33 protein-coding genes are annotated in these 25,258 nt (G+C 68.3%); 13 read left to right on the top strand and 20 right to left on the bottom strand.

The annotated features are described in order from the left end of the window. The first annotated feature begins 10 nt into the window (after window positions 1–10). Window positions 11–697, top strand: a complete 687-nt coding sequence (locus LHU95_RS20090) for an SDR family NAD(P)-dependent oxidoreductase (RefSeq protein WP_248708729.1) — start codon at window positions 11–13, stop codon at window positions 695–697. Between the two features lie 3 nt (window positions 698–700). On the opposite strand, the gene LHU95_RS20085 is transcribed toward LHU95_RS20090, so the two are convergent. From LHU95_RS20085 to LHU95_RS20075, 3 genes are read right to left on the bottom strand one after another with little or no spacing between them, the layout of a single operon-like run. Further along, entirely contained in the window at window positions 701–1,453 is a 753-nt protein-coding gene (locus tag LHU95_RS20085; RefSeq protein WP_248708728.1) for an SDR family oxidoreductase, read from the bottom strand. 37 nt (window positions 1,454–1,490) lie between these two features. Then, complete coding sequence (locus LHU95_RS20080) at window positions 1,491–2,522, bottom strand: hypothetical protein (protein WP_248708727.1); 1,032 nt, start codon at window positions 2,520–2,522, stop codon at window positions 1,491–1,493. 55 nt (window positions 2,523–2,577) lie between these two features. Then, on the bottom strand, window positions 2,578–3,126 hold the full coding sequence (locus LHU95_RS20075; protein WP_248708726.1) for a LemA family protein: 549 nt from the start codon (window positions 3,124–3,126) through the stop codon (window positions 2,578–2,580). A gap of 241 nt (window positions 3,127–3,367) precedes the next feature. Here LHU95_RS20075 and rpmE point away from each other — a divergent pair, with 241 nt between their 5' ends. Both rpmE and LHU95_RS20065 read left to right on the top strand, forming a co-directional pair. Then, window positions 3,368–3,595, top strand: a complete 228-nt coding sequence (rpmE, locus tag LHU95_RS20070; RefSeq protein ID WP_248708725.1) for a 50S ribosomal protein L31 — start codon at window positions 3,368–3,370, stop codon at window positions 3,593–3,595. Between the two features lie 220 nt (window positions 3,596–3,815). Then, window positions 3,816–4,298: an Hsp20 family protein gene (locus tag LHU95_RS20065; protein WP_248708724.1), complete on the top strand. Its 483-nt coding sequence runs from the start codon at window positions 3,816–3,818 to the stop codon at window positions 4,296–4,298. 29 nt (window positions 4,299–4,327) lie between these two features. Here LHU95_RS20065 and LHU95_RS20060 read toward each other — a convergent pair whose 3' ends face one another. Then, window positions 4,328–4,525, bottom strand: coding sequence for a DUF1192 family protein (locus tag LHU95_RS20060; protein WP_248708723.1), 198 nt, complete (start codon window positions 4,523–4,525; stop codon window positions 4,328–4,330). A 133-nt stretch (window positions 4,526–4,658) separates the two neighbouring features. Between LHU95_RS20060 and LHU95_RS20055 the strand changes: the two genes are divergently transcribed. Then, window positions 4,659–5,231, top strand: coding sequence for a cell cycle transcriptional regulator TrcR (locus LHU95_RS20055; protein ID WP_248708722.1), 573 nt, complete (start codon window positions 4,659–4,661; stop codon window positions 5,229–5,231). A 72-nt stretch (window positions 5,232–5,303) separates the two neighbouring features. On the opposite strand, the gene LHU95_RS20050 is transcribed toward LHU95_RS20055, so the two are convergent. Beyond that, complete coding sequence (locus LHU95_RS20050; RefSeq protein WP_248708721.1) at window positions 5,304–5,474, bottom strand: DUF465 domain-containing protein; 171 nt, start codon at window positions 5,472–5,474, stop codon at window positions 5,304–5,306. A 248-nt stretch (window positions 5,475–5,722) separates the two neighbouring features. Between LHU95_RS20050 and LHU95_RS20045 the strand changes: the two genes are divergently transcribed. The 5 genes from LHU95_RS20045 to LHU95_RS20025 all read left to right on the top strand — a co-directional run bounded on the left by LHU95_RS20045 (window position 5,723) and on the right by LHU95_RS20025 (window position 10,134). Further along, entirely contained in the window at window positions 5,723–5,923 is a 201-nt protein-coding gene (locus LHU95_RS20045) for a DUF465 domain-containing protein (RefSeq protein WP_213610501.1), read from the top strand. 38 nt (window positions 5,924–5,961) lie between these two features. Continuing rightward, window positions 5,962–6,417, top strand: coding sequence for a 5-(carboxyamino)imidazole ribonucleotide mutase (purE, locus tag LHU95_RS20040; RefSeq protein ID WP_248708720.1), 456 nt, complete (start codon window positions 5,962–5,964; stop codon window positions 6,415–6,417). Next, on the top strand, window positions 6,404–7,531 hold the full coding sequence (locus LHU95_RS20035; protein ID WP_248708719.1) for a 5-(carboxyamino)imidazole ribonucleotide synthase: 1,128 nt from the start codon (window positions 6,404–6,406) through the stop codon (window positions 7,529–7,531). The genes purE and LHU95_RS20035 overlap by 14 nt, the downstream gene beginning before the upstream one ends. 184 nt (window positions 7,532–7,715) lie before the next feature. Continuing rightward, on the top strand, window positions 7,716–8,807 hold the full coding sequence (locus LHU95_RS20030; protein ID WP_248708718.1) for an OmpA family protein: 1,092 nt from the start codon (window positions 7,716–7,718) through the stop codon (window positions 8,805–8,807). Window positions 8,808–9,027: 220 nt separating this feature from the next. Continuing rightward, window positions 9,028–10,134: an OmpA family protein gene (locus LHU95_RS20025; RefSeq protein ID WP_248708717.1), complete on the top strand. Its 1,107-nt coding sequence runs from the start codon at window positions 9,028–9,030 to the stop codon at window positions 10,132–10,134. Between the two features lie 135 nt (window positions 10,135–10,269). Here LHU95_RS20025 and LHU95_RS20020 read toward each other — a convergent pair whose 3' ends face one another. From LHU95_RS20020 to def, 3 genes are read right to left on the bottom strand one after another with little or no spacing between them, the layout of a single operon-like run. Next, window positions 10,270–10,911 (bottom strand): hypothetical protein, encoded by a 642-nt coding sequence (locus LHU95_RS20020; protein ID WP_248708716.1) that lies wholly within the window; start codon window positions 10,909–10,911, stop codon window positions 10,270–10,272. Window positions 10,912–10,924: 13 nt separating this feature from the next. Continuing rightward, on the bottom strand, window positions 10,925–11,482 hold the full coding sequence (locus LHU95_RS20015) for a COQ9 family protein (RefSeq protein WP_248708715.1): 558 nt from the start codon (window positions 11,480–11,482) through the stop codon (window positions 10,925–10,927). Further along, entirely contained in the window at window positions 11,479–11,979 is a 501-nt protein-coding gene (gene def / locus LHU95_RS20010) for a peptide deformylase (RefSeq protein ID WP_248708714.1), read from the bottom strand. The genes LHU95_RS20015 and def overlap by 4 nt, the downstream gene beginning before the upstream one ends. A gap of 155 nt (window positions 11,980–12,134) precedes the next feature. On the opposite strand from def, the gene rpsU reads away from it, so the two are divergent. Further along, entirely contained in the window at window positions 12,135–12,338 is a 204-nt protein-coding gene (rpsU, locus tag LHU95_RS20005) for a 30S ribosomal protein S21 (protein WP_027286066.1), read from the top strand. 82 nt (window positions 12,339–12,420) lie between these two features. On the opposite strand, the gene LHU95_RS20000 is transcribed toward rpsU, so the two are convergent. From LHU95_RS20000 to LHU95_RS19975, 6 genes are all read right to left on the bottom strand, one after another. Then, window positions 12,421–13,170, bottom strand: coding sequence for a sulfite exporter TauE/SafE family protein (locus LHU95_RS20000; RefSeq protein WP_248708713.1), 750 nt, complete (start codon window positions 13,168–13,170; stop codon window positions 12,421–12,423). A gap of 109 nt (window positions 13,171–13,279) precedes the next feature. Continuing rightward, on the bottom strand, window positions 13,280–14,683 hold the full coding sequence (locus LHU95_RS19995) for an NAD(P)(+) transhydrogenase (Re/Si-specific) subunit beta (protein ID WP_248708712.1): 1,404 nt from the start codon (window positions 14,681–14,683) through the stop codon (window positions 13,280–13,282). 4 nt (window positions 14,684–14,687) lie between these two features. Continuing rightward, window positions 14,688–15,086, bottom strand: coding sequence for a proton-translocating transhydrogenase family protein (locus tag LHU95_RS19990; protein ID WP_248708711.1), 399 nt, complete (start codon window positions 15,084–15,086; stop codon window positions 14,688–14,690). 12 nt (window positions 15,087–15,098) lie between these two features. Further along, window positions 15,099–16,214: a Re/Si-specific NAD(P)(+) transhydrogenase subunit alpha gene (locus LHU95_RS19985; protein ID WP_248708710.1), complete on the bottom strand. Its 1,116-nt coding sequence runs from the start codon at window positions 16,212–16,214 to the stop codon at window positions 15,099–15,101. A gap of 406 nt (window positions 16,215–16,620) precedes the next feature. Continuing rightward, window positions 16,621–17,604: a tripartite tricarboxylate transporter substrate binding protein gene (locus tag LHU95_RS19980; RefSeq protein ID WP_248708709.1), complete on the bottom strand. Its 984-nt coding sequence runs from the start codon at window positions 17,602–17,604 to the stop codon at window positions 16,621–16,623. 24 nt (window positions 17,605–17,628) lie between these two features. After that, window positions 17,629–18,558, bottom strand: a complete 930-nt coding sequence (locus LHU95_RS19975; protein ID WP_248708708.1) for a tripartite tricarboxylate transporter substrate-binding protein — start codon at window positions 18,556–18,558, stop codon at window positions 17,629–17,631. Window positions 18,559–18,653: 95 nt separating this feature from the next. On the opposite strand from LHU95_RS19975, the gene LHU95_RS19970 reads away from it, so the two are divergent. Together LHU95_RS19970 and LHU95_RS19965 are read left to right on the top strand one after the other, a co-directional pair. Beyond that, on the top strand, window positions 18,654–19,982 hold the full coding sequence (locus LHU95_RS19970) for a replication-associated recombination protein A (RefSeq protein WP_248708707.1): 1,329 nt from the start codon (window positions 18,654–18,656) through the stop codon (window positions 19,980–19,982). Then, complete coding sequence (locus LHU95_RS19965; RefSeq protein WP_248708706.1) at window positions 19,979–20,332, top strand: CrcB family protein; 354 nt, start codon at window positions 19,979–19,981, stop codon at window positions 20,330–20,332. Before LHU95_RS19970 ends, LHU95_RS19965 begins: the two co-directional genes overlap by 4 nt. A gap of 115 nt (window positions 20,333–20,447) precedes the next feature. Here LHU95_RS19965 and LHU95_RS19960 read toward each other — a convergent pair whose 3' ends face one another. From LHU95_RS19960 to LHU95_RS19950, 3 genes are read right to left on the bottom strand one after another with little or no spacing between them, the layout of a single operon-like run. Continuing rightward, window positions 20,448–20,723 (bottom strand): hypothetical protein, encoded by a 276-nt coding sequence (locus LHU95_RS19960; protein WP_248708705.1) that lies wholly within the window; start codon window positions 20,721–20,723, stop codon window positions 20,448–20,450. A 38-nt stretch (window positions 20,724–20,761) separates the two neighbouring features. Continuing rightward, window positions 20,762–21,328, bottom strand: coding sequence for a pyridoxamine 5'-phosphate oxidase family protein (locus LHU95_RS19955; protein ID WP_248708704.1), 567 nt, complete (start codon window positions 21,326–21,328; stop codon window positions 20,762–20,764). Further along, the gene (locus LHU95_RS19950; protein ID WP_248708703.1) at window positions 21,325–21,789 is read right to left on the bottom strand and encodes a DUF1348 family protein; all 465 of its coding nucleotides are present in this window, start codon (window positions 21,787–21,789) and stop codon (window positions 21,325–21,327) included. Before LHU95_RS19950 ends, LHU95_RS19955 begins: the two co-directional genes overlap by 4 nt. Window positions 21,790–21,934: 145 nt before the next feature. Between LHU95_RS19950 and LHU95_RS19945 the strand changes: the two genes are divergently transcribed. Next, window positions 21,935–22,828 carry a LysR family transcriptional regulator gene (locus LHU95_RS19945; RefSeq protein ID WP_248708702.1) on the top strand — a complete coding sequence of 298 codons (894 nt, stop codon included), beginning with the start codon at window positions 21,935–21,937 and terminating at the stop codon, window positions 22,826–22,828. Here LHU95_RS19945 and LHU95_RS19940 read toward each other — a convergent pair whose 3' ends face one another. The 3 genes from LHU95_RS19940 to LHU95_RS19930 all read right to left on the bottom strand — a co-directional run bounded on the left by LHU95_RS19940 (window position 22,829) and on the right by LHU95_RS19930 (window position 25,145). Then, window positions 22,829–23,791, bottom strand: a complete 963-nt coding sequence (locus LHU95_RS19940) for a tripartite tricarboxylate transporter substrate binding protein (RefSeq protein ID WP_248708701.1) — start codon at window positions 23,789–23,791, stop codon at window positions 22,829–22,831. It lies immediately after the preceding gene. Window positions 23,792–23,872: 81 nt separating this feature from the next. Next, window positions 23,873–24,064 (bottom strand): hypothetical protein, encoded by a 192-nt coding sequence (locus tag LHU95_RS19935; protein WP_248708700.1) that lies wholly within the window; start codon window positions 24,062–24,064, stop codon window positions 23,873–23,875. 301 nt (window positions 24,065–24,365) lie between these two features. Next, window positions 24,366–25,145: an enoyl-CoA hydratase gene (locus LHU95_RS19930; protein ID WP_248708699.1), complete on the bottom strand. Its 780-nt coding sequence runs from the start codon at window positions 25,143–25,145 to the stop codon at window positions 24,366–24,368. Window positions 25,146–25,258 lie beyond the last annotated feature (113 nt).

Here is a 25,258-nt window from a genome sequence, read left to right as displayed (position 1 = left end):
CCCTCTGGTCATGGAATCCGACACAACGATCCCCGCGGTCATCATTGGCGCCACCGGCGGCATCGGCGCCGCCCTGGCTGATGCGCTGGAGCGGGATCACCAGCCCGTCCGGCGCCTGGGCCGCCGCACGACCCCCGCCCTCGATCTGCTGGACGAAGCGAGCATCGCCCGCGCGGCGGCGGACATCGGCCCCGGGTTGCGCCTGGTGGTGGATGCCACCGGCTTCCTGCATGACGACCGCTTCCAGCCGGAAAAGAGCTTTCGCCAGCTGGACCCGGCGCATCTGGCCCAGAGCTTTGCCCTGAACGCGACCGGCCCGGCATTGCTGATGAAGCATTTCCTGCCGCTGCTGGCGCGCAATGGCCGGGCCGTCTTTGCCACCCTCTCCGCCCGGGTCGGCAGCATCGGCGATAATCGGCTGGGTGGCTGGGTCAGCTATCGCGCTTCCAAGGCGGCGCTCAACCAGATTTTGCGCACGGCGGCGATCGAGGTCGCGCGCACGCGCCCACAGGCGATCTGCGTGGCACTGCATCCGGGCACGGTGGAGACGGGTCTCTCCAATCCCTTCGCCAAGGCGGGGTTGGAGGTGCAGAGCCCCGCGCAGTCAGCCGCGCGGCTGCTGGCGGTGATGGCGGCCCTCACCCCCGCGCAGACGGGGCTGTTCTTCGACCATCACGGCAAGCCCATCCCCTTCTGAGCGTCACATCACGACGCCGCCGCCATCCACCACATAGGTGGCGCCGGTGACGAAGGATGCGTCGTCCGAGGCGAGGAAGATGATCACCTGCGCCACCTCCTCCGGCCGGCCGGTGCGGTTCATGGCGCTGCGGGAGTTCAGCACGCGCTTGAATTCCTCGGGGTCCGGCGCATTGGCGATCATCCGGTCGAAATAGGGGCTGCTGATGGGCCCGGGCGCCACGGCATTCACGCGAATATTCTCGGCCACATGGTCCAGCGCCATGGCGCGGGTCAGGCTGTCCACGGCGCCCTTGCTCGCGACATAGGTCACGCGGTCCTTGAGGCCGATGATGGCGATGTTGGAGGCGGTGTTGACGATGGCGCCCCCGCCCTGGGCCCGCATCACCGGCACCACATGCTTGGCGCAGAGGAAGACGCCCTTCACATTCACATCGAACAGCGCCTGCCAGTCTTCCTCAGGCGTACTGACCACATCGCCCGTGATGCCGTAGCCGGCATTGCTGCACAGCACGTCGATCCGGCCGAAGCGGGCCATGGTTTCCTCCACCATGCGGGCGCAATCGGCGCTGCTGGTCACGTCCATGCCGATGGCGAGGCCCTCGCCGGCGAGCAGCGAGACCGTCTCCCGCGCGGCGTCGAGGTTGCGGTCCGCCACGGCGACCTGCGCGCCCTCCCGCGCGGCCAGCAGCGCGGTGGCGCGGCCAATGCCGCTGCCGCCGCCGGTGATGAGCAGAGTCTTGTTCGCAAGGCGCATGGGCGGGTCCTTCTATCGGTTCATCCGGAGCATGCCCTCACCCGCCAAGCTTCGCCAATTCCTGCTCCATCGCGGCGATCTCGGCGCGGATGTCGGCGAGGTAGCTGTCGCGCTGGGTGATCTCGGCCTCGGTTTTCAGCTTCCAGCCAAAGGCCGTCGTGATGTCCTGCCGCTTGCGGCGGATCATGTCGCGCAGATCGGCACGCCGCGCGGCGCGGCCGGACGCCTCGGCATCCTCCTCGGGCGGCGGCGGGCTTGGCTCCTGCGCGGCCTGGACGGGTTCGGCGGCGCTGCTGCCCGCCCCATCGCCTGTCCGCGGGGCCGCCCGGGGCGGTTGCGATCCGGCCGCCCCGCTTTCCGCCCAAAGGGCGCCCGAGCAGGCCAGCCGGCCGAACACCACGATCAGCGCTGACCAGCGAAGCGCAACCAGGCGCTCGCTGGCGCGGCTGCGCGGGCCCATGCCGCCTTCGCTCGGTGGGCGGCATTGCAGGATGGCATCGGCCGCGCGCCGAAACTCCCGCTCGGCCGTGGGGCCGAATTCCGCGGCCAGGTAGCCCGCCACATCCTCCAGCCCGGGGCGATGGGACAGGTTGCGCCGATGCTGCCGCCAGCCCCACATCACCTCTTGCGCCATGATTCGCGCATCCAGCCGGGCCATGGCGCGCAGGCTGAAGGCCTCCGCCAGCCAGTCATAGGCCCAGCCCAGGTGAAACCCCGCCCAGCGCCCGCCCTCGCCAAGCCAATGGGCGTGGCGGCGCAGCCGGAAGAGCAACCACAGCGTCATGGCAGTACCCAGCAAGGGCGCCGGCCAAGCCCCCCCACCCGCCAGCAACAGCAAGCCCAGGAAAGGCAGGGCGCCGAGCATCAGCGCATCCATGGCCAGGACCAGCAGGCGGCCGAATTTGCCGGTCAGCCTGCGCCGGGCAGGGCGATGCTGGCGCAGCACGGCGCGCGAACGCTCGAGCAGGGCGCGGGCTTCCGGGCGCTGCTCCGCGATCCCGCTCTGCTCAAGCTGGGCGATCAATTGACGCAATTCCTGCACCGAATGCTCGGCGCGCGTGGCGACCACGGCATGCTCCCCAGAGGCGGATCATCCCCTTGGCATGGTGGTCGTGAGATTCTGGTTAAGGGCGCGTCCAGAAGGTGGGACCGGCTGCGGCGGCCATCGCGGCCTGCTCTTCCCGGCTGAGACCGAAATACTCGACCATGCCCAGGCCGCCGAACTTTGTGACCAGGATGGCGGCTCCGCTCAATGCGGCCCTGTTGAAGGCCAGCGCCGCCTGATTGAACGCTTCCCTTGCGGCGGCGATCTGTGCCTCCCTTTGGGTCAGCTCGGTTTCCAGGCGGCGGAACTCCAGATCAGCGGCCAGTTCGGGATAGGCCTGGCTCACGGCCATCACATTCACGATCGCCGAGGTCAGCGCCAATTCAGCCTTTCCGGCTGCGACGGGCGAAAGGTCCGTCATGCTGGCATCGCCGCGCGCCTTGATCATGGCGGCAATGGCCGCTTTTTCCTTGGGCGCCAGGGCCAGGACGCGCTGGCCCAAGGGGCCGACCACGTTATGCCGCCGGCGCAACGTGGCCTCCAGCGGGGGCCAGGCTTCCACGGCCGCCTTGCGCAAGCCGTCCAGGCGGCGGTGGGTCACCCCGGCCCATACGGCCAGGATGAGCAATAACGCCGGGATCACCCACTCCATGCGAACGAAGACTCCTGAAAAGACGATGCATCCTAGAGAAAAGACGATGCATCCTAGATCGGTTTGTCCGGGAAGCTGTAGGGGGCGGCCCTGGAAAGCCCTCCCGCGCGGCCCCGGCCACGGTGGCACCCTTGCCTTCCCGCGCGGGATGACCTAATCCCCCGCGCTCAACGGCTGGGCAGCCATCGCCGCCTGCCGCATCCCCGAAAGCCCGATCATGAAGCCCGATACCCACCCCGCCTATCACGAGCTGAACGTCATCATGACCGACGGCACCGTCTTCAAGACCCGCACCGCGGGCGGCAAGCCGGGCGATACCCTGCGCCTCGACATTGACCCGAAGAGCCATCCGGCCTGGACGGGCATTCAGCGCATCATGGACACGGGCGGCCAGGTCGCCAAGTTCAACAAGAAGTTTGCCGGCATCGGCATGCGCAAGGGCTGAATGGCCTGATTTTGCGCGGCTTTTTGCCGCCCTGGCCCTCCGGCCAGGGCGGTTTTTTCTGTGGGCGATGCCCTCTTGAATCTCCCTCGACGATATTCCAGATGTTGGGGGCCGAGGCGCCGTCAGGGCTTCGGCGTGGATCCGCCAGATGCATCGCCCGCTCCGGGGATGCGCATGACGGGGCACTCAACCAGGACCTTGCTACCGCAGGAGGTTCACGATGAACGCCGTTGATTTCTCTCCCCTTCTTCGCACCGCCATCGGCTTTGACCGCTTCGCCCGTCTGCTTGACGGCGCCCGCGTCCAGTCCGAGGCGCCCGCCTACCCGCCCTACAACATCGAAGTGACGGGCGATGACAGCTATGTGCTGACCATGGCCGTCGCTGGTTTCGGCCCGGATGACATCGAACTCGTCGTACGCGAGGATACGCTGTTCATCTCCGGCAAGGCCGCGCAGCCCGAGACCGAGGCGCGGCGCTACGTGCATCGCGGCATCGCCGGCCGCGCCTTCGAGCGCCGCTTCGTGCTCGCCGACCACCTGGTGGTGCAGGGGGCGCGCATCGAAAATGGCCTGCTTCATGTGGCGCTGCAGCGCGTGGTGCCCGAGGCGCTGAAGCCCCGCCGCATCCCGATCGCAACCGGCGCGCAGCCGCCGGCGGGGACTCGGCCGGTGGCCATTGAACAGGCCGCGCAAGCGGCCTGATCAGGAGGAAGGGGGGCGCTGGCCCCCCTTCACCCGCCCGGCTTGCGGAAAAAGGCGTCCGCCGCCGCGCGCTGATGGGCCCGGGCCGCGATCGCCGCCTCGGACCGGGCGATTTCCGCCGTCAGCTCAGCGATATAGGCCCGCAGGTCCGCTTCCGACCACCCTTCAAGCCGGGCCGGCTGAAAACCCTCACGCGGCTTGGGTTTGGGTTCATCCTCGAAGATCATCCTGGTGCTCCTTTCGTCACAGGGCTTGGCCCGGGGCAGGGGGGACAGTATAGGGCACGCAGAGATCGGGTGTGCGCCCCCGGGCCGCCCCTCGCTATCCACGGAACCTTCCTCCTTCCTCGGAACCATTGACATGGCCCAGCCCCTGATGCCCAAGGCAACCGCCGTGTGGCTGATCGAAAAGACCTCGCTCTCCTTTGAGCAGATCGCCGATTTCGTGCAGATGCACCCGCTGGAGGTCCAGGCCATCGCGGATGGCGAGGTGGCGCAGGGCATCATCGGCTATGATCCGGTGTCCAACATGCAGGTCACGCGGGAGGAAATCGCCCGGTGCGAGGCCGATTCCTCGGCCCGGCTGGTGCTCTCGGCCACGGCGGTGCCGCTGCCGAAGGGGCGCGGCAAGGGCGGGCGCTACACGCCGGTTGCGAAGCGCAATGACCGGCCGGACGGCATCGCCTGGCTGCTGCGCAACCATCCCGAGTTGCCCGATGCGCAAATCGGCAAGCTGCTTGGCACCACCAAGGACACCATCCAGAAGGTGCGTGACCGCACCCATTGGAACAGCGCGAATATCAAGCCGCGTGATCCGGTCATTCTGGGCCTCTGCACGCAGGGTGCCCTGAACACCGCGGTTTCGACCGTCCAGGAACGCCTGCGGGCCGAGGGGATCGCGATCCCGGTGCCCGCGCCTGCCGAATCGGATTAACGCGGGCCACCCTGCCCGCGATTGGTCGGGCCGCCTGCCCCCCGGGTGGGGGGCGGTGCTGCCGGCCTCGCCTCAGTGCTGGCGTCGCAGCCGCTCCATTTCTTCCTTGAGGTGCAGTTTTTCCAGCTTGAGCTTGGCCAGTGCCGCGTCATCCGGGCGCGGCCGGGTGCCCTCATGGGCGATCCTGGTCTCGATTTCGGCGTGGCGGGACTGCAAGGCGCGGATCCTGGGGGCATGCATCATGCAACGGCGTCCTCTCTGCGGCTTCGACCGGGCGGAAAAGCCCAGATCGTGTCCTGTATGCGTCTCCTGCATGCGCAGCCTGAGCGCGCCAGCTTTGCGCCTTACCTGAGTGCGCATCACCTCGGCGCGCGCCCTGTTGCGACCGCGCCCAGGCATGCTATCCCCATCGGCCTGGCAAGGGAAAAGATTTCGTCTCCCCCGCCGGACCCGGATTTCAGCCCTCGCGCTCAGGATGGCAGCACATACGGATGCTAGAAGACCGCGAAGCCCTGCTCCGCCGACTGCACGAGTTGCGCAGCGAACACCGGGACCTCGATACCGTCATCGCGCGGTTGGAGACGGGCCTGGGTGACCAGTTGCAGATGCAGCGGCTCAAGAAGCGCAAATTGAAGCTCAAGGACGAAATCGCCTGGCTCGAAAGCCAGCTCGTCCCTGACATCATCGCCTGACCGCCATGCCAGAGGCAGCGCCCCTGGTGGGGGTCATCATGGGCAGCCGCTCCGATTGGGAGACGATGCGCCATGCCGATGAAACACTCACAGCCCTCGACATCCCGCATGAATGCCGGGTGGTTTCGGCGCATCGCACGCCGGAGCGTCTGTTTGAATACGCCGCCGCCGCCCGGGGACGCGGCCTGCAGGTGATCATCGCCGGCGCGGGCGGGGCGGCGCATCTGCCCGGCATGGCGGCGAGCATGACGCCCCTGCCCGTGCTGGGCGTGCCGGTGGAGTCTCATGCCCTCAAGGGCATGGATTCGCTGCTCTCGATTGCGCAGATGCCCGGCGGGGTGCCGGTGGGCACGCTCGCCATCGGCAAGGCCGGCGCCATCAATGCGGCATTGCTGGCCGCCGCGATCCTGGCGTTGTCCGATCCTGCCCTTGCCGGGCGGCTGGATGCCTGGCGCGCGCGCCAGACGGAGAGCGTGCCGCATGACCCCGTCTGAGGCGCTGCCGCTGGGGGCTACCATCGGCATCCTGGGCGGCGGGCAGTTGGGCCGGATGAGCGCCATGGCCGCGGCGCGCCTGGGCTACCGCTGCCATATCTACGCGCCGGAGGCCGATTCGCCGGCGATGCAGGTCTCGGCCGCGGCGACCATCGCCGGTTATGAGGATGTGGCTGCCCTGCAGCGTTTCGCGGCGGAGGTGGACGTCGTCACCTATGAATTCGAAAATGTTCCGGCGGCAACGCTGGCGGCGCTGGCGGGCCGGGTTCCTTGCCGGCCTGGCCCGCGCGCCCTGGCCATTTGCCAGGACCGGATCGCCGAGAAGCAGTTTCTGGCGGAGGCCGGCGTGCCCGTGGCCCCCTGGCGGGCCGTCCATAGCCTGGCCGAGCTGACCGCCGCGCTGGCCGAGATCGGCCTGCCCGCCGTGCTCAAGACCACGCGGCTGGGCTATGATGGCCGCGGCCAGGCTGTGCTGCGCACCGCGGGGGACGCCGCCGAGGCGTTCGCGCGGCTCTCGCCCAAGCCCCTGATCCTGGAAGCCTTCGTGCCCTTCACGGCGGAGATCTCGGCCATCGCCGCGCGGGGGCTGGATGGCGCCGTGGCGTCCTATGACGCGGTCGAGAATCGCCATCGGCACCACATCCTCGACCTGTCCTTCGCCCCAGCCCGGCTGCCGGCGGCGGCGGCCCTGGCCGCGCGCGAGAATGTGGCGCGGGTGGCGGTGGCCCTGGAGCTGGTGGGCATCGTGGCGCTGGAGATGTTCCTGCTGGGCGATGGCTCGCTGCTGGGCAATGAAATCGCGCCACGGCCGCACAACTCCGGGCACTGGACCATGGATGCCTGCGCCTGCGGTCAGTTCGAGCAGCATATCCGGGCGGTGGCGGGGCTGCCGCTCGGCCCCGTGACGCGGCATGCGGATGCGGTGATGCGTAATCTGGTTGGCCCGGAAGGTCTGGCGGCCTGGCCGGCGCTGGTGGCGCGTACGGATGTTGTCGCGCATTGGTATGGCAAGGGCGAGGCCAAGCCGGGCCGAAAACTCGGCCATGCCAATCGTTTGCTGGCTTTGGGGACGTTGGCGGCGCTGGACGATGTATCGGCCTGTGACGGATTATGACCCTGTGTCCCAAAAGCCCGGGCGCGATGTGGCCTTTGCGCCACAGATTGCGGGAAATCCTTGTCAGGGTGGTGCATTTGCCCCGGCACTGGTGTTAGTGTGCTTCCACGCAGTGAGGATTCTCATCCGCCGGATGTGCCGCGCAGCGACCGAACAAACGAGTTAGATGTTAAGGAGAACGAGGATGAGCCTCAAGAAGGCCCTTTTGGCCGCGACTGTTCTGTCGCTGCCCGTGGCCGCCCAGGCGCAACCTGTTTCGGGCCTCTATTTGGGCGCGGGCGTGGGTGCGAATTATCGCGACAACAACAGCGAAAACCCGGTCCTCTCGCCGTCGGGCGTGCTGGTCGGCAATACCTCCATCAAGTCCGACTGGGGCTACGCGGCTGTTGCCAGCGTTGGCTGGGGCTTCGGCAACGGGATCCGTGCCGAGCTCGAGTTCAACTACCGCAACAACGCGATCCAGTCCGGCAACGTGGCTGGCCGTCCCGCGACGTCCACCGGTGGCACGATCCACCAGTATGGCGTCATGGGCAACGCGCTCTATGACTTCAACCTGGGCCTGAGCGCGGGCGGGATCGGCATCACGCCGTACCTCGGCGCTGGTATGGGTTATGTGGTCAATGATTGGCGCAATGTCCGTGGCAGCGGCGCCGGTGGCTCCATCCGCATCGATGACTCGGCAGGCACCTTCGCCTACCAGGCCATCGCCGGCGTGGCCTTCGGCCTGGGCTCCATGGTGCCCGGCCTCTCGCTGACCGCCGAGTATCGCTTCCTTGGTACGCTTGAGCCCGAGCTGGGCATCAGCGGCACCGCCACGAATGGTCGTACGGTTGTCGGTAACTACACCGGCTCCAACTACAACCACTCGATCCTGGCTGGTGTTCGCTACGCCTTCAACGCGCCGCGCCCCGCGCCCGTCGCTGCTCCGGCCCCGGCCCCGGCCCCGGCCCGCACCTTCCTGGTCTTCTTCGACTGGGATCGCGCTGACCTGACCGACCGCGCCCGCCAGATCATCGCCGAAGCGGCGACGAATGCACGCACCGTGCGCTCGACCCGCATCGAGGTGTCCGGCCACGCTGACCGCACCGGCAGCGCCGCCTACAACCAGCGCCTCTCCGTCCGCCGCGCCGAAGCGGTGGCCGCCGAGCTGGTTCGCCGTGGCATTGCCCGCAACGAAATCACCGTCCAGGGCTTCGGTTTCGACCGTCCGCTCGTCCCGACGGCGATGGGTGTGCGCGAGCCGCAGAACCGCCGCGTCGAGATCGTCCTGCGCTAAGCAGGACGTCTCCTTCGCGGGACTTCGAAAGGGGCAGCTTCGGCTGCCCCTTTTTTTGTGGGCGACCTCCTTCGTCTTGTGATAAATTTGCACCATGTGCCAAATAAGGCGCTGCGTTTGTTCTTGACTCGTCAAGAATGCTTCCATTCCGCGCTGAATCTCGTAACTTAGGCTCATCGAACGCGGCGCTTCGGCCGCTCCACCCTGAAGGAGAGGCTCAATGCTTCGCCCATCGCATCTTGCCTTCGGCCTCGCGGCTACCATCGCCAGCCTGCCGACCCTCGCTGCAGCGCAGCCCTCCTCCGGTTTCTACATCGGTGTGGGTGCCGGCGCGAACTTCATCCCTGAGCAAACCGGGCTGACGAACCGTGCGCTGGCCGGCCAGCTTCGCGCGCTGAACATCCCGACGACCGCCACTGTCGGCTCTGATCCCGGCTTCGTGGGCGTGGTCTCGGTCGGCTACGCCTTCATGGAGCGCTTCCGCGTCGAGCTGGAAGGCAGCTATCGCCAGAATGAGGCCGGTTCCACCGGGTCGTCCACCTCCACGGCTTCGGGCACCGGCCGCGCCTACGGCATCATGGCGAATGCCCTGTATGACATCCGCATCCCCGGCGTGTCGTGGGTCGTGCCCTATATCGGCGGTGGTATTGGCTATGCATGGCGCGAATCGGACGCCGGCACGCTGGTGGATCGCAGCTCCGGCGGCACCTTCATCACCACCGGCACGCAGGGCAGTTTCGCCTGGCAGGCCATCGGTGGTGCCGCCTTCCCGATCCCTTCGGTCCGTGGCCTGTCTTTCACCACCGAATATCGCTACTTCGCGACGCAGCCTGAGTATTTCCAGACGCGCGGCTTCAACACGCGGACCGGCGCCCTGGTGGTTTCCGGCGCGACCAAGTCCTATGGCGAGGCCCACTCGGTCCTGGTCGGCCTGCGCTATGCGCTGAACACCCCGGCCCCGGCGCCCGTCGCTGCTCCGGCCCCGGCTCCGGCCCCGGCCCGCACCTTCCTGGTCTTCTTCGACTGGGATCGCGCTGACCTGACCGACCGCGCCCGCCAGATCATCGCCGAGGCCGCCACCAACGCCGCCACGGTGCGCTCCACGCGGATCGAGGTCTCTGGCCATGCTGACCGGACCGGAACCGCCGCCTACAACCAGCGCCTCTCGGTTCGCCGTGCCGAAGCGGTTGCCGCCGAGCTGGTTCGCCGTGGCATCGCCCGCAACGAAATCACCATCCAGGGCTTCGGCTTCGACCGTCCGCTGGTGCCGACGGCGATGGGTGTGCGCGAGCCGCAGAACCGCCGCGTCGAGATCGTCCTGCGCTAAGCAGGGCTTCTTCCTCGCGAGACTTCGAAAGGGGCAGCTTCGGCTGCCCCTTTTTTCTTGGGGGGCATCCATCGTCAGAACACAAAAAAGGCGGCCCGGGCAGGGCCGCCTTCCTCATCACTGGAAGTGGTCGCCTCAGCGAGACGCGGCGGGGCGCTGCTGATTGCTGGCCTGCCGGGTCTGGCGGGCTGGCGTGGCGGGGCATTCCGGCGTGGTCAGCACCTGGTGCACCTGGCGGGACACCGACACCTGGGCCAGTTCCGCCGGGCTCGTCGCCGTCATGGCTGCCTGGAACAGGGGGGCCTGCTCGCGGCAGAAGAAGCTGCCACGGGCGATGCTCATCTGCGACTGGCCGTTCGCCAGCTGCGTGATGTACTGATCCAACTCCCGCTGATGCTGCGAACCGGCGGTCCGGCGGAAATGTCCAGCCACATTGCGGAAGGCCGTAGCGACTTCGTTCTGATACTTCCGGACGAAGGCGTTGTAGTCATCCTGCTGGCCGCAGGAGAGTGCGGCCACCATCAGCTGGCTCTGCAGCGCGCGGATGTCGAAGGCAATCTTTTCGGCGGGCTGCACGCAGCCAGCCGCGGAGGCAATGCTGGGCAGCAGCATCGCAGCCGCAACACCGGCCAGAAAGCTACGTGCCAAAGGGCTCTTTGAAGGCGTCATTCCGCCCAATCTCCCGAAACGGTGGGCCAGTGTTTCGCGTCCGGCGAATCCGGACAAAACGGCACGGTGACCCTGAACAATCCCGCCCTTTACACGCAAGCGGGTCAAGCGCGAAGCCTGTTTACGCAGCTTTCCGGCGCGGCTTAGGTAAATCTTGCAAGCGCCTGTCAAGGAACGACAAAACATCGTCCATCTCGGGCCTGATCGGACGCATCCAATAGGCGAGGGTGGCCGAATACACGCCTGCCAGCGTCGCGCGGCGGGTGTACCAGGAGAAATCGGCCGAGTTATCGCCTGCCGCGTGCCAGATCGCGGATACGGTGCGCGCCAGCAACCGCAGCGCCGTGGGCGCATTCCACGGCAAGGCCAGCAGGCCGAGAGCGGCGCGCAATGCCTCCCGATCCGGCTCCAGCAACTGGAGCCGGATCTCGATCACGCGCTGAATCCGCGCTGGTGTGCGCAGGCTGGCAAGATCCTCGGCCGCGGCCGCGGCATCCATGCGCGCATCGGTCAGCGCCGCCCAGGCGTCGATCGCGCCCGTCACGCCGCGGGGGAAGGCACTGCTGATCAATTCGGGTGAATCGCCGCAATCCTCCAGGGCGTGCCGGAGGGTCTGCCGGCTCCAGCCTTCCTTTCCGGCACGGCGCACCGCCGCGTGGATCCAAGCTGCGTCGCTCATTCTGCGTCCTCCGGGAGGCGGGCCAGTTCCTCTATGAAGCCGAGCCGGCTGAGATCAGCCATGCGCATCAGATAAAAAATGCCGTCCAGATGGTCGTTTTCATGCTGCAGGACGCGGGCCGTGATGCCGGAGGCCTCGCCCTCCACCGGTGCCGCGTCATGGTCGAGGCCACGCCACGCCACCCGGGCCGGGCGCTCCACCTGGCCGCGCAGGCCCGGGATGGACAGGCAGCCCTCCCAGGCCGTCGCTCGCTCCTCGCCCAGCGGTGTGATGTGCGGGTTGATCAGCACGCGCATCTCCTCCCCGTCGCGAAAGAGAAACAGGCGAAGCGGCTGATGCACTTGCGGCGCCGCGAGGCCAATCCCGCCGGAATCCACCAGTGTATCCGCCATGTCCAGGATGAGCTTGCGGATGTCGGGGCTCGTCGGGTCGGTCACCTCCTGGGCACGGCCGAGCAGGACAGGGTGGCCCATGCGGGCGATTTTCAGGATGGCCATGTTGGTCCGCCTTTCATGGCTGATGTGGGATGATTTTTCCCGCATGCGAGGGCTTCCCGCCAGAGGGGCGAATGTGTTACGACATCCGCAAGGCCACGGAGCATTCGCATGCTCCGGGGCAATTGTCGTTTTCGGCCATCAGGAGATTCGCCCGCGTGCAAGTCGTCGTTCGGGATAACAATGTTGACCAGGCGCTCAAGGCGCTCAAGAAGAAGCTGCAGCGCGAGGGCGTGTTCCGCGAGATGAAGCTTCGTCGGCACTACGAGAAGCCCTCCGAGCGCCGTGCGCGTGAGGCCGCTGAAGCGGTCCGCCGCGCCCGCAAGGTGGAGCGCAAGCGCATCGAGCGCGAGGGCTTCTGAAGCCCTTCCCGGCCGCTGGCGGCCGGGTTCTCCTGACATGGTGAGCATGCCGTAGCGGTCATCCGCTGCGGCCTTTGCCGTTTTAGCCAAGCCCAAGCTGGATGGTCAGGTTGCGCAACGACAGCAACATGATCACCACCCCCACAATGATCATCAGCGGCCGATCCGGCAGCTTCTTGGTCACCAGGGCGGCCAGCGGTGCGGCCAGCACTCCACCCAGAACGAGTCCAAGGATCACGGGCCACAGATCCAGCCCGATCGTGGCGACGAAGACCGCCGTGATGGCGGTGGTCACGAAGAATTCAGCCGCGTTGGTCGAGCCGATCGAGGTGCGCGGCACGTTGCCGCGGCCGATCAGCGTGGAGGTGACCAGCGGCCCCCAGCCGCCACCACCAATGGCATCCAGAAAGCCACCGCCAAAGCCGAGCAGCGTGACGCGCGGCGGCTTGTCCGGCGGGGGTGGCGGCGGCCGCAGAGCGCGGCCCAGGATGATGGCGCCCATCACCGCCAGATAGGTGCTCACCACGGGCTTCATGTAGGCCACGGGCAGGTCCGTCAGCACATAGGCGCCCACCACGCCGCCGAGCACTCCAGGCACCGCCAGCCGCAGGACCAGGCGAGGGATCACATTGCCCGCCCGCCAATGCGCGAAGCCCGAGGCGCCCGTGGTGAACATCTCGGCCGCGTGCACGCTGGCCGACGCCATGGCGGGCGGCACCGACATGGAGAGCAGAACCGAAGTCGCCGTCAGGCCATAGGCCATGCCGATCGCGCCATCCACCATCTGAGCGACAAAGCCCACGATGACGAAGAGGAGGATATCCTCAAGCAAGGCGTGCGGGGTGGGTCTGCATCATCTGCGCAGTTTCCCACACTCCAACGCAAAAGGGGAAGCGGCATGCGCTTCCCCTTCTCAGTCGTCGCATGGAGTGGGCGAGGCGTTAGCGCTGCAACGCCTGCACGATTTCCTGCGTCACCTTCTTGGCATCGCCGAAGAGCATCATCGTGTTGGGCCGGAAGAACAGCTCATTGTCCACGCCGGCATAGCCGCTGGCCATGCCGCGCTTGATGAAGAACACCGTCTTGGCCTTCTCCACATCCAGGATGGGCATGCCGTAGATGGCGCTGGACTTGTCGGTCTTGGCGGCCGGGTTCGTCACGTCATTCGCGCCGATCACATACGCCACATCAGCCTCGGCGAATTCCGGGTTGATCTCCTCCAGCTCATGCACCTCCTCATAGGGGACATTCGCTTCGGCGAGCAGCACGTTCATGTGGCCGGGCATGCGGCCTGCCACGGGATGGATGGCGTAGGAAATCTGCACGCCTTCCTTCTTCAGCAGATCCGCCATTTCACGCACCACCTGCTGGGCCTGCGCCACCGCCATGCCGTAGCCCGGCACGATGATGATCTTCTGCGCGTTCTTCATGATGAAGGCCGCATCCTCGGGCGAGCCGGCCTTGACCGGCGCGCGATCCGCACCGCCGCCGCCCGCCGCCGCCGCACCGCTCTCGGTGCCGAAGCCGCCCAGCAGCACGTTGATGATCGAGCGGTTCATCCCCTTGCACATGATGTAGGACAGGATGGCGCCCGAGGCGCCGACCAGGGCGCCCGTCACGATCAGCAGCAGGTTGCCGATGGTGAAACCGATGCCCGCCGCCGCCCAGCCGGAATAGCTGTTCAGCATGGACACCACGACCGGCATGTCGGCCCCGCCGATCGGCACGATCAGCAGGAAGCCCAGCGCGAAGGAGAGCAGCGCAATCACCCAGAACAGGAAGGGCGAGCCCGTCAGCACGAACAGGAAGATCAGGAACACCAGCACCCCACCCAGCACCGCATTCAGCTTGTGCTGGTTGGCGAAGGTGATCGGCGCGCCGGACATGCGGCCGTCCAGCTTCAGGAAGGCGATGACCGAGCCCGAGAAGGTGATGGCGCCGATCGCGAGACCCAGCGACATTTCCAGCAGCGAGGCGCCCTTGATATCGCCCGGAATGCCGATGCCGAAGCTCTCGGGGCTGTAGAAGGCCGCACCCGCCACGAACACCGCGGCCAGGCCCACCAGGCTGTGGAAGGCCGCGACCAGCTGCGGCAGCGACGTCATCTGGATGCGGTTGGCCAGGATGGTGCCGATCGAGCCACCAATGGCCAGGCCCGAGATGATCAGCACGAAGCCGCCGAAATCCATGCCGGAATTCAGGATGGTGGCGATAATCGCCACCCCCATGCCGATCATGCCGTATTGGTTGCCCTGGCGGGACGTGCCGGGATGGGACAGCCCGCGAAGTGCGAGGATGAAAAGGACGGAAGCCGCCAGATAGGCGAGGGTCGAGATCGTCGCCATCGGTTCAGCCCTTCTTCTTCTGGAACATGGCCAGCATCCGGCGCGTCACCATGAAGCCGCCGAAGATGTTCACGGAGGCAAGGGTGACGGCGAGGAAGCCAAAGAGCCGCGCCGCATCGCTCTCGGCCGCCGCGGCGGCCAGGATGGCACCCACCACGATCACCGAGGAGATGGCGTTGGTCACGCCCATCAGCGGCGAATGCAGCGCGGGTGTGACGTTCCACACGACGTAATAGCCGACAAAGCAGGCCATCAGGAAAATGGTCAGCATCAGCATGAAGGGCTCGACCGCCTGCGCCACGGGGGCGGCGGCTTCGGCCGCGCGGCGGGCGAAATCAGCCAGCTCCGCCGCGCGGGCAGCGAGTTCGGCGGCCTTTTCGGCCAGTTCGGTCTGGGTGCTCATCTTGCTCTCTCCTCAGGCCGCAAAATTCTTGTGAACCACGGCGCCGCCCCGCGTCAGGGTCACACCGATCACGATGTCATCCTCGGGCGGCAGCTTGGGGGTCTTGGCTTCCTTGTCCCAGAAGGTGGTCAGGAAGGTCAGCAGGTTGCGGGCATAGAGCGCGCTGGCGGCGGCGGGAATGCGGCCGGGCCAGTTGTTGAAGCCCAGAACCTTCACGCCATTCGCCGTCACGACCACCTCGCCCGGCACCGTCGCCGCGCAATTGCCGCCGGCATCGGAAGCGAGATCCACGATGACGGAGCCCGGCTTCATGCTGGCCACCATCTCGGCCGTGACGAGGATCGGCGCCTTGCGGCCCTGCACCAGCGCCGTGCAGATCACGATATCCTGCTTGGCGATATGGGCAGCCACCACTTCGGCCTGCTTGGCGTAGAACTCGGCCGAGAGCTGCTTGGCATAGCCGCCGGAAGTCTGGGCCGCCTTGCTCTCCTCATCCTCGTAACCCACGAAGCTGGCGCCGAGGGACTTGATCTCCTCCTTGGCGGCCGGGCGCACATCGGTGGCCGAGACACGGCCGCCCAGGCGGCGCGCGGTCGCGATGGCCTGCAGGCCGGCGACGCCAGCGCCCATGACGAAGGCATTGGCGGCCGGAATGGTGCCCGCCGCCGTCATCAGCATGGGGAAGCCACGGTCAAAGCTCTCCGCCGCCTCGATCACCGCGCGATACCCGGCGAGATTGGCCTGGGAGGAGAGCACATCCATGCTCTGTGCCCGGGTGATGCGGGGCAGCAGCTCCATCGAGCATGCCTCGATCCCGGCCGCCGCGTAGGCGGCCACCGCTTCGGCGTCAGCCCCCAGCGTGCCGATCAACAGCGTGCCCTTGGGCAGCTTCGCTTCCGGTGCGCGCACCGCGAAGACGATGCCAGCGCCCTTCAGGGCAGCCGCGGCGGTATTGGCGAGTTCCGCCCCGGCGGCCTCATATTCCGCATCGGGGAAGCCCGAGGCCAGGCCAGCGCCCGCCTCTACCGCAACGCTGAGCCCGAGGGCGATCAGCTTCTTGACCGTTTCCGGCGTGGCGGCGACGCGGCTTTCGCCGGCCCGCCTTTCCTTGAGAACCGCGAGGCGCATACCGTGCTCCGAAAGGATAATCCGCGCTCCATAGTCATGGCCGGCCAGGATGCGCAAGCGGGGGCGTGCCATTTCCCGAGTGGAATATTCGGGAATCCGCCGGGCGACCCGTAAATTGCCCGGAACCGCGCCAGGAAGGCGCCGGGCCAAAGATGCGCGCGGTGCATTTTTCGCGGCCCCATGGTTTCGGACAAAAGCCCCTTCGAGGGGAGGGGCGGCGGGATGGAGGGGGAGGCAAAGGGCGGGGAGGCGGGATGGCATGGCGGGAACCATAGGAAAAAATACCCGAAAAGTCCAGCTGGCAGTGCCGCCGGCAGATGCACGGCCGCCCACCCGCCCGGCCTCCGGAGCTCATCGCAGGGGGCCGCGCGGAATGTTGTTGCCTGGCGCCCGCGGCGCCCTGCCTTCAGCTCTCCAGCCGGATATTATTGTCCCGGATCAGCGCGCCGATCCGCGCGCGCTGCTCCGTCAGGAACTGCGCGAAATCGGCCGGCCCGAGCGCCTGGATATCCATGCCCAGATTGGCATGGCGCTCCCGCACCACGGGATCGGCCAGCCCCGCTTGCGCGGCCTCCGCATGCCGCGCAATGGCCGGGGCCGGCGTGCCGGCCGGGGCAAACAGGGCGATCCACTCATTCAGGGAGAACCCGTCATAGCCGAGCTCCAGCATGGTCGGCGTCTCGGGCAGGGTGGGAATGCGGCGTGGCGTGGCGACGGCCAGCGCGCGCAGCCGGCCATCGCGGATCAGCGGCACCACCAGCGGCGTGGTGTTGAAGGTGAACAGCGTCTCACCGCCCAGCAGGCCGGGGATGGATTGCTGCGAGGCGCGATAGGGCACGTGCGTCACCTCGAGCCGCTCGCGCTGCGTGAACATCACGGCGGCCAGGTGGGAGGCAAGGCCGATGCCCGTGCTGGCATAGGGCTGGCCCGGATTGGCGCGCAGATAGGCGACCAGCTCGGGCACGCTGCGCACCGGCGTCTCGGCCCGCACGCACAGCACATTCGGCAGCAGCGCAAAGAGGCAGACCGGCGCGAAGGCCGTGAGATAGTCAAAGGACAGTCCGCGCATCAGCAAAGGATTGCTCACCTGCCCGGCGGCGTCGAAGAGCAGCGTCTGGCCATCGGGCGCCGCCTGCGCCACCACCCCGGCACCGATGGAGCCCGAGGCGCCGCCGCGATTCTCGATCACGACATTCTGGCCGAGCACGGTTTGCATGTGCGGTGCGACCAGCCGCAGCGACGCATCGGCCGAACCGCCCGCGGGCCAGCCGGCGATGACGCGCACCGGCCGCGTCGGCGCCCAGGACTGCGCGAGGCCAGGTGCGGCCAAAAAGGGGTTGGCCAGAAGGGGAGTGGCCAAGGGAAGGGTCAGAAGAGCGCGACGTTTCATGCGCCATTCTTGCCCCGCGTGGCGCTATCCGTCGAGGCGTATCCCCTCGGCGGCAATCAGGGCCCCCATGGCGGCGCGCTCGGTGGCGAGGAAATGGCCGAGCGCCTCCGGCCCCTCGGCGGCAGGCTCCAGGCCGAGGTCATGGAGGCGCTGGCGCAGGCCCGGCTGGTTCACCGCATCGGCGGCGGCGGCGGCGAGGCGCGCGATGATCGCGGGCGGCGTGCCGGCGGGCGCCAGCAGGGCCAGCCAATCGCCGATGGCAAAGCCCGGAAAGCCTTGTCCCGCAATGCTGGGTGCATGACCAGGCAAGGAATAGCCCAATGCCAGCAGGCGCCCCTCCCGCAGCAGGGGCGCGGCCAGCGCGATGGAGGTGAACCCCATGGCCACATCGCCGCGCAGCAGCCCGGCCATCTGGTCGGCCCCGCCGCGATAGGGGATGTGTTCCCCCGCGAGGCCGGCGCGGCGCAGCAGGGCTGCCATGGCCAGATGCGTGCGCGCCCCGATGCCGACGCTGCCATAGGGGGCGGGGCGCGGGTCGGCCCGCAGGCGGGCCAGCAGCCCGGCCAGGGTGGTGACCCCCAGCTCGGCCCGCACCACCAGCACCAGCGGCAGGGTGGCCAGCAGCGTCACCGGGGCGAAGGCGGTCGCGTAGTCGAAACCAAGGCCGCGCATGAGGTGCGGGTTCACCGCCTGGCCGCCCGAATCCAGCAGCAGCGTGCTGCCATCGGGTGCCGCCTGGGCCACCAGGCCCGCCGCCACCGCGCCCGAGGCGCCACTGCGATTCTCGGGGGTGATGGCGGTGGCCAGAAGCTCGCTCATGCGGGGTGCGATCAGGCGGCCCAGAAGGTCGGTGCTGCCGCCGGGCGGGAAGGCGATGATGAGGCGCAGCGGGCGCTCCTGCGCCAGGGCGGGGGTGGCAAGGGGCAGGGCAGCCAGGGCGCGGCGATGGATCATGCGCGCCGGCTAGCGGAAAGCGGCGCGGCCCGCCACCGCACAGCCGTGACACCGCATAGCCGTGACACTGGGCCCATCTGGGGTTAACTCGACGCATGGCCCCCCGCCGACCGCCGGACGACACCACGGACCTCTTCGGCCCGCCCGAGACGCCGCCCGCCATCCTCGCGGAGGGCGCACCGCTGGCCGACCGGCTGCGGCCACGCGCCCTGGGCGAAGTGGTGGGGCAGGACCAGCTGCTGGGCGAGGCCGGCAGCATCACCCGCATGCTGGCACGCGGCAGCCTGGCCTCGATGATCCTCTGGGGCCCGCCGGGCGTGGGCAAGACCACCATCGCGCGGCTGCTGGCCGAGGCGGCCGATCTCAGCTTCGTCTCGCTCTCGGCGGTGTTTTCCGGCGTGGCGGACCTCAAGCGGGCCTTTGACGAGGCGCGGCAAAGGCGGCGCATGGGCCGCCGCACCTTGCTGTTCGTGGATGAAATTCATCGCTTCAACCGCGCCCAGCAGGATGGCTTCCTGCCGGTGGTGGAGGATGGGACGGTGGTGCTGATCGGCGCCACCACGGAAAATCCGAGCTTCGCGTTGAACGGCGCGCTGCTGTCGCGCTGCCAGGTGATGGTGCTGAAGCGGCTGGAGGCGGCCGGCCTCGAAGCCCTGCTGGCCCGTGCCGAAGCCGAGGCGGGCCGGCCCCTGCCGCTGGATGCCGCGGCGCGCGAGGTGCTGCTGGCCATGGCCGATGGCGATGGCCGCTATCTGCTGAACCTGGCCGAGCAATTGCAGGCGCTGACCGACCCCGCGCCGCTGGACCCGGCCGGCCTCTCGCAACTTTTGGCCAAGCGCGCCGCCCTCTACGACAAGGACCGGGAGGAGCATTACAACCTGATTTCCGCGCTGCATAAATCGCTGCGCGGGAGTGATCCGGATGCCGCCCTCTACTGGTTCGCGCGGATGATCCTGGGGGGCGAGGACCCGCGCTACATCGCCCGGCGCCTGGCGCGTTTCGCCGCCGAGGATGTGGGGCTGGCGGATCCTTCCGCGCTGCCCGCCGCACTCGCCGCCTGGGAAAGCTATGAGCGGCTGGGCTCGCCCGAGGGGGAATTGGCGCTGGCGCAGCTTGTGGTCCATCTGGCGACGGCGCCGAAATCCAACGCCGTCTATGTGGCCTGGAAGGCGGCCCAGGCGGCGGCGCGCGAGACAGGCAGCCTTGCCCCGCCCGCGCATATCCTGAACGCGCCGACGAAGATGATGCGCGAATTGGGCTATGGCGCCGGCTACGAATATGACCACGACACGGAAGATGGTTTTTCCGGCCAGAACCACTTCCCGGAGGGCATGGCGCGGCCCCGCTACTACACGCCCGCCGGGCGCGGGGCGGAGGCCGGGATCGCGGCGCGCCTCGCGGAATGGGGGAAGCGGCGGCGATGAGCTTTCTTCTGGTGGCGGCTGGCGGCGCGCTGGGCTCGATGGGGCGCTACGGTGTCTCGTTGCTCGCGATGGCCTGGCTGGGTGCCGCCTTCCCCTGGGGGACGCTGGCGGTGAACATCCTGGGCAGCGGCGCGATCGGCGTGCTGGCGGGGCAGGGGATCAGCGGCGGCGCGCGGCTCTTTTGGGTGACGGGGATACTGGGCGGCTTCACCACCTTCTCCGCCTTCAGCCTGGAGGCGGCGCTGCTCTGGGAGCGTGCCGCCTGGCAGGGCGCGCTCTATGTGGCGGCCAGTCTGGGTCTCGGACTGGCGGCCTTTGCCCTGGGGTGGTGGCTGGCGCGGGGCGGCTGAGGCGCTGGGCTTGCCGGCCGGCAGCGGGGAAAGCCGCGCGGCCTGCGCCAGCGTCCCGCGCCGCCGATGCCTGAGCGAAGCCGCGTTCCGCGGTTTTCCGCGGAGCCCGACCCTTCTACCCCGGCCGCGCCATCGCCAGGCACGGCCCGGCCGACTCCGCCGCTGTCCGCGCCGCATCCCGGCTCACCGCGCCGGACATCACCAGCGACATGGCGGCCGAGCGCAGCGCGTCCGGGATGGCCGCACCGCCCAGCACGCCGGGCAGGGCGCGGGTGAAGAGTTGCTGGCCCAGCGGTTGCAGCCCGGCGGCGCAGCGCTCGGCGCCGGGCCGGTCGGCCAGGGCTGGCTGGGCGGCCAGGGCCATGAGGGCGGCCAAGATCCAAGGTTTCATCGTGTCTCTCCTGAGTGGCTGAGAGAGATAGGCCAGGCTCAGCCCCGCGCCAATTGCGCCTCCAGCTCGGCGATGCGCGCATCGCGCTGGGCCAGGGCGGCGGCCACATCGGCGGCCTCGAAGCGCTGCGGGATATGCTGCGGGCAATTCGCGTCCCAGGCGGTCACGTCGAACAGGATGGCCTGTTCGGCGGCCTGGCCTTCCGGGCGCAGCGCCTGCAGCAGGGCCGCGTCATCCTCCACCACGCGCGCGCTGCCCCAGAGCTTGAAGCGCCGGCGATGCGCGTAATCCATCAGGAACAGATAGGCCTTTGGGTTCTCGGCCAGGTTGCCGAGGGTGACGTATTGCCGGTTGCCCCTGAAATCCGCGAAGCCGATCTGCGTGGGCGAAAGCACATGCAGGAAGCCCGGCGGCCCGCCACGGTGCTGGATATAGGGCTGCCCATCGGCGCTGGCGGTGGCGAGGAAGACGCTGGTCTGGGCGCCGATGAAGGCCGCGAGATCCGGCGTGATCCGGCTGCGGAATTGCATCTCGGCATGGCGGGGGCGGGCCGTCTTGCGGTCCTGCACGGCGCGCACGCTGGGGGTGAAGGGGATCTGGTTCACAGGCCCAGCTCGCTCAGGCTGGGGTGGTCATCCGGGCGGCGGCCTTGCGGCCAATGGAACAGGCGCTGCTCGGCCTGGATCGGCAGATCATTGATCGAGGCGATGCGGATCTGCATCAGGCCCGCCGCGTCGAATTCCCAGTTTTCGTTGCCATAGCTGCGAAACCACTGGCCGCTATCGTCGCGCCACTCATAGGCGAAGCGCACGGCGATGCGGTTGGCGTGGAAGGCCCAGACCTCCTTGATGAGGCGGTATTCCAGCTCCCGCGCCCATTTGCGGGCCAGGAAGGCCTCGATGCCGGCGCGGCCTTCGAGGAATTCGGCGCGGTTCCGCCAGCGGCTGTCCGGCGTATAGGCCAGGGCCACGCGGCCAGGGTCCCGCCCGTTCCATGCATCCTCGGCCATGCGGGCCTTCTGGGCGGCGGTTTCGGCGGTGAATGGCGGGAAGGGCGGGCGGGACATGGTGGGATTCCTTCAGGCGTCGCCCATGAAGCCATGCGGGGGGTGGGCGCGTCACCTCGCTTCTCCGTCATTGCCGTTGAAATGATAATCTTTGATTCTGGCACTTCATCATTGCCCCAACTGCAATGATGCGCTGCAATGATGCATGGATCGCTTCGCCGCCATCTCCGCTTTCATCGCCGTGGTGGACCGCCAGGGCTTCGCCCCCGCCGCGCGGCATCTGGGCCTCGTGCCCTCGGCTGTGACGCGGCATGTCGCAGCACTTGAGGCGCATCTGGGTGTGCGCCTGCTGGCCCGCACCACGCGCTCCGTCACACTGACCGAGGCGGGGGCTGGTTACCTTGAACGCGCGCGCCGCATCATGGCCGAACTGGCCGAGGCGGAGGAATTCGCGCAGTCGGAGCGGCTGACGCCGGTGGGGCGGCTCGTGGTTTCCGCCCCGGCCGTGTTCGGCCGGCTGCATGTGGCGCCGCTCATGGCCGAGTTTCTCAACCGCCATGCCGGAGTGCAGGGGCAGCTCCAGCTCTCTGACCGCTGGATCAACCTGGTGGAGGAGGGGATGGATTGCGCCATCCGCATCGGCCACCTGCCGGATTCCGGCCTGGTCGCGCGGCGCCTGGGCGAGACGCGGCGCGTGGTGGTGGCCGCCCCCGGCTACCTGGCCCGCCACGGCACCCCGCGCGACCCGGGCGAGGTGAGCGCGCATCGCATCATCCGCTTCTCCGCCTTCGAGGGGGCCGAGGAATGGCGCCTGTTCCGCGCGGGCATGGAGCAGCGCGTGCCCATCGCCCCGCGCCTTGTGACCAACAGCGCCGACGCCGCCCTCTGCGCGGCCGAGCGCGAGGGCGGCCTCACCATGGTGCTGGCCTATCAGGCGCGGGAGGCGGTGGCGGCCGGGCGGCTGGTCCGCATCCTGCGTGATTTCGAGCCACCGCCCATGCCCATCCAGATCGCCTGGCCCGCCGCGCGGCTCATCCCGGCCAAGCTGCGCGCCTTCATCGAGACGGCGGTGGAGTGCTGCGACTGGCGCTTCGCGTGATCAATCCAGCTTGATGCCGGCCGTGCGCATCACGCTCGCATAGCGCTCCGCATCGCGGCGCAGCAGGGCGGCCGCATCGGCCTGGGTGCCGCCGCCGGGGATGAAGCCCGCATCGCGGATGCGTGCCCGCACCCCCGCATCATTCAGCCCGCGATTGACGCCTGTGACCCAGCGCGCGGTGATGGCATCCGGCAGGCCGGGCGGGCCCATCACCATGTACCAGACATTGGCATCGAAGCCGGGAAAGCCCTTTTCCGCCACGGTGGGCACATCGGGCAGCCATTCCACGCGCTCTGGCATGGTCACGGCGATGGCGCGCACGCGGCCGGCGCGGATATGCGGCAGGTAGGTGGGCAGCGTGTCGAAGGCGATGTCGATCCGGCCCGCCAGGATCTCCGTCACCGCCTGGCCGGTGCCACGGAAGGGCACATGCGTCATCCGCAGCCCCGCCTGGGCCGAGAGCAATTCCGCCGCCAGATGCTGCTGCGTCGCCACCCCGGAGGAGGAGTAGTTCAGCGCGCCCGGATGGGCCCGCGCATGGGCCAGGAAGCCGTCAAAATCCTGCACGGGTGAGGAAATCGGCACGACGCCCACCAGCGGTACCGTGCCGGCCAGCACCACCGGCGTCTGGTCGCGGTAGATGTCGAAGGGCGGTGGTGTCAGCAGCGGCGGCACCACGGCCGAGGCGCTGACCGTGGTCATCAGCATCGTGTAGCCATCGGCCCGCGCGCGCGCGAGCTGTGCCACGGCCAGCGTGCCCGAGGCGCCGGGGCGATTCTCCATCGCCAGCGCCTGGCCCAGCTCCTCCTGCAGGGTGGGTTGCAGCGCGCGGGCGATGATGTCCGTGCCGCCCCCCGGCGCAAAGGGAATGAGGAAGGAGATGCTGCGTGTCGGGTAGGCTTGCGCCCGGGCAATCGCCGGCATGGCGAGCATGCCCAGCAGCAGCGGGCGGCGATGGATCATGATGGCATTTCCCCAGTGTTTCTTTTGGCGGTGTTTCTTGCGCCGGAGGCTATCGGCCGCCCCGGCATGCGTCCAGCGCCGTCACTCGCCGCATTGCAGCAGCGCCGCTGCCCCCTTCTGGGCCCACGACACCAGCCGCCCCGGTGCGGCCTGGAGCGCGATCTCCAGGCAAAATGCGGCAGGCCGGGGCGCCGGCGCGGGCATGCGCAGCGTCAGGATAAAGCCGGTGACCAGGACGAGACTCAGGCCGAGGGTGACGTTTCGCTGTTGCATGCCGATGATATGCCGGCGCTGCGCGTGCGCCGGCCAATCGGCGGAACCAATGTCCTGGATCGGGAGGCGCCTTCGCTGCCCCTGCCTTTGAAGGCGGCTGGAAAAGGCCAGGAAGGGAGAGGACTTTCCCCTCTCGCCTTGTCTCCGCCTTGCGGCCAACCCTACCAAGGAACTGAGTATCTTGGCCCTTCGGTCGCATGCATCCACGGATGAAGGTGCAGGAAACTGTGAAAACCACGCAGGTTTTCACCCTGCCGGGGAGTTCGAGGGGCTGGCCCCTCGATCCCGCCGCAGCCGCCCGTCAGCGCCCCTGCCATTGTGCCGGCCGCTTGGCCAGGAAGCTGGATACGCCCTCCGCGAAATCGGCGCTGGTGAAGCACATTTCCACCAGGTCATCGCCATGGATTTCGCGCAGGGGTGCGCGTAGGCGCCGCATCGCCTCCTTGGTCGCGCGCATGGTGAGGGGCGCGTGCTGGGTCAGCGTCGTCGCCAATTCCATGGCGCGCGCCTGGAGCGCCGCGTGATCGGGCAGGATTTCGCTGAGCAGGCCGACGGATTTCATCTCCTCGGCGTTCAGCAGCCGCGCGGTGTAGACCAGGTCCATCACCCGCGTCGGGCCCATCATGGTGGCCAGCCGCGCGTAATTCGCCATAGAGAGGCAGTTGCCCAGCGTCTTGGCGATGGGGAAGCCGAAGCGCGCATTGGCCGCACCGATCCGCAGGTCGCAGACCGAGGCGATGCCCGCCCCACCGCCGGTGCAGGCGCCGGCAATGGCCGCGATGGTGGGTTTCACGCAGGTTTCGAGCGCCGTCATGATGCGATCAATCTTCGCCTCATAGGCGAGGGCATCTTCCGCCGTGCGGAAATTGGTGAATTGGCTGATATCGGTGCCGGCGGCGAAGGCCTTCTCCCCCGCGCCGGTGATGACGATGACCTTCACGCTGTCATCCGTATTGGCTTCGGTGGCGAGCCTGGCCAGCCCCTCATACATCGGGAAGGTCAGCGCATTGCGCGCCTGCGGGCGGTTGAGTGTCACAAAGACGATGCCTTCGCGGCGCTCGATCAGTAATTCGTCGGACATGCTGGAATCCCCCTGGGTTCGGCCCGCCCGGGTGCCGCGTCGCGGGCATCGGGCGGATTGCTTTCGCTGACAGGGTTGCAGCGAACCGCCGCCGGTGGAAGATGCCGGTGAAG

The sequence above is a fragment of the Sediminicoccus sp. KRV36 genome, assembly GCF_023243115.1.
Classification (GTDB): domain Bacteria; phylum Pseudomonadota; class Alphaproteobacteria; order Acetobacterales; family Acetobacteraceae; genus Roseococcus.
The sequence above is the reverse complement of the archived record's forward strand: the minus strand, read 5'-3'. Positions and strand labels throughout refer to the sequence as shown.

What these genes read in the sequence shown, in the direction of transcription:
- LHU95_RS20085 (WP_248708728.1), bottom strand. Translation starts at nt 1,453, where the DNA reads ATGCGCCTTGCGAACAAGACTCTGCTCATCACCGGCGGCGGCAGCGGC.
- LHU95_RS20030 (WP_248708718.1), top strand. Translation starts at nt 7,716, where the DNA reads ATGAGCCTCAAGAAGGCCCTTTTGGCCGCGACTGTTCTGTCGCTGCCC.
- LHU95_RS19965 (WP_248708706.1), top strand. Translation starts at nt 19,979, where the DNA reads ATGAGCTTTCTTCTGGTGGCGGCTGGCGGCGCGCTGGGCTCGATGGGG.
- LHU95_RS19995 (WP_248708712.1), bottom strand. Translation starts at nt 14,683, where the DNA reads ATGGCGACGATCTCGACCCTCGCCTATCTGGCGGCTTCCGTCCTTTTC.
- LHU95_RS20045 (WP_213610501.1), top strand. Translation starts at nt 5,723, where the DNA reads ATGCTAGAAGACCGCGAAGCCCTGCTCCGCCGACTGCACGAGTTGCGC.
- LHU95_RS20060 (WP_248708723.1), bottom strand. Translation starts at nt 4,525, where the DNA reads ATGATCTTCGAGGATGAACCCAAACCCAAGCCGCGTGAGGGTTTTCAG.
- LHU95_RS20055 (WP_248708722.1), top strand. Translation starts at nt 4,659, where the DNA reads ATGGCCCAGCCCCTGATGCCCAAGGCAACCGCCGTGTGGCTGATCGAA.
- LHU95_RS19945 (WP_248708702.1), top strand. Translation starts at nt 21,935, where the DNA reads ATGGATCGCTTCGCCGCCATCTCCGCTTTCATCGCCGTGGTGGACCGC.
- LHU95_RS19930 (WP_248708699.1), bottom strand. Translation starts at nt 25,145, where the DNA reads ATGTCCGACGAATTACTGATCGAGCGCCGCGAAGGCATCGTCTTTGTG.
- LHU95_RS20035 (WP_248708719.1), top strand. Translation starts at nt 6,404, where the DNA reads ATGACCCCGTCTGAGGCGCTGCCGCTGGGGGCTACCATCGGCATCCTG.
- LHU95_RS19985 (WP_248708710.1), bottom strand. Translation starts at nt 16,214, where the DNA reads ATGCGCCTCGCGGTTCTCAAGGAAAGGCGGGCCGGCGAAAGCCGCGTC.
- LHU95_RS20050 (WP_248708721.1), bottom strand. Translation starts at nt 5,474, where the DNA reads ATGATGCATGCCCCCAGGATCCGCGCCTTGCAGTCCCGCCACGCCGAA.
- purE (WP_248708720.1), top strand. Translation starts at nt 5,962, where the DNA reads ATGGGCAGCCGCTCCGATTGGGAGACGATGCGCCATGCCGATGAAACA.
- def (WP_248708714.1), bottom strand. Translation starts at nt 11,979, where the DNA reads ATGGCCATCCTGAAAATCGCCCGCATGGGCCACCCTGTCCTGCTCGGC.
- LHU95_RS19975 (WP_248708708.1), bottom strand. Translation starts at nt 18,558, where the DNA reads ATGATCCATCGCCGCGCCCTGGCTGCCCTGCCCCTTGCCACCCCCGCC.
- LHU95_RS19990 (WP_248708711.1), bottom strand. Translation starts at nt 15,086, where the DNA reads ATGAGCACCCAGACCGAACTGGCCGAAAAGGCCGCCGAACTCGCTGCC.
- LHU95_RS20065 (WP_248708724.1), top strand. Translation starts at nt 3,816, where the DNA reads ATGAACGCCGTTGATTTCTCTCCCCTTCTTCGCACCGCCATCGGCTTT.
- LHU95_RS19935 (WP_248708700.1), bottom strand. Translation starts at nt 24,064, where the DNA reads ATGCAACAGCGAAACGTCACCCTCGGCCTGAGTCTCGTCCTGGTCACC.
- LHU95_RS20090 (WP_248708729.1), top strand. Translation starts at nt 11, where the DNA reads ATGGAATCCGACACAACGATCCCCGCGGTCATCATTGGCGCCACCGGC.
- rpmE (WP_248708725.1), top strand. Translation starts at nt 3,368, where the DNA reads ATGAAGCCCGATACCCACCCCGCCTATCACGAGCTGAACGTCATCATG.
- LHU95_RS19950 (WP_248708703.1), bottom strand. Translation starts at nt 21,789, where the DNA reads ATGTCCCGCCCGCCCTTCCCGCCATTCACCGCCGAAACCGCCGCCCAG.
- LHU95_RS19970 (WP_248708707.1), top strand. Translation starts at nt 18,654, where the DNA reads ATGGCCCCCCGCCGACCGCCGGACGACACCACGGACCTCTTCGGCCCG.
- LHU95_RS19940 (WP_248708701.1), bottom strand. Translation starts at nt 23,791, where the DNA reads ATGATCCATCGCCGCCCGCTGCTGCTGGGCATGCTCGCCATGCCGGCG.
- LHU95_RS19960 (WP_248708705.1), bottom strand. Translation starts at nt 20,723, where the DNA reads ATGAAACCTTGGATCTTGGCCGCCCTCATGGCCCTGGCCGCCCAGCCA.
- LHU95_RS20025 (WP_248708717.1), top strand. Translation starts at nt 9,028, where the DNA reads ATGCTTCGCCCATCGCATCTTGCCTTCGGCCTCGCGGCTACCATCGCC.
- LHU95_RS20015 (WP_248708715.1), bottom strand. Translation starts at nt 11,482, where the DNA reads ATGAGCGACGCAGCTTGGATCCACGCGGCGGTGCGCCGTGCCGGAAAG.
- LHU95_RS19980 (WP_248708709.1), bottom strand. Translation starts at nt 17,604, where the DNA reads ATGAAACGTCGCGCTCTTCTGACCCTTCCCTTGGCCACTCCCCTTCTG.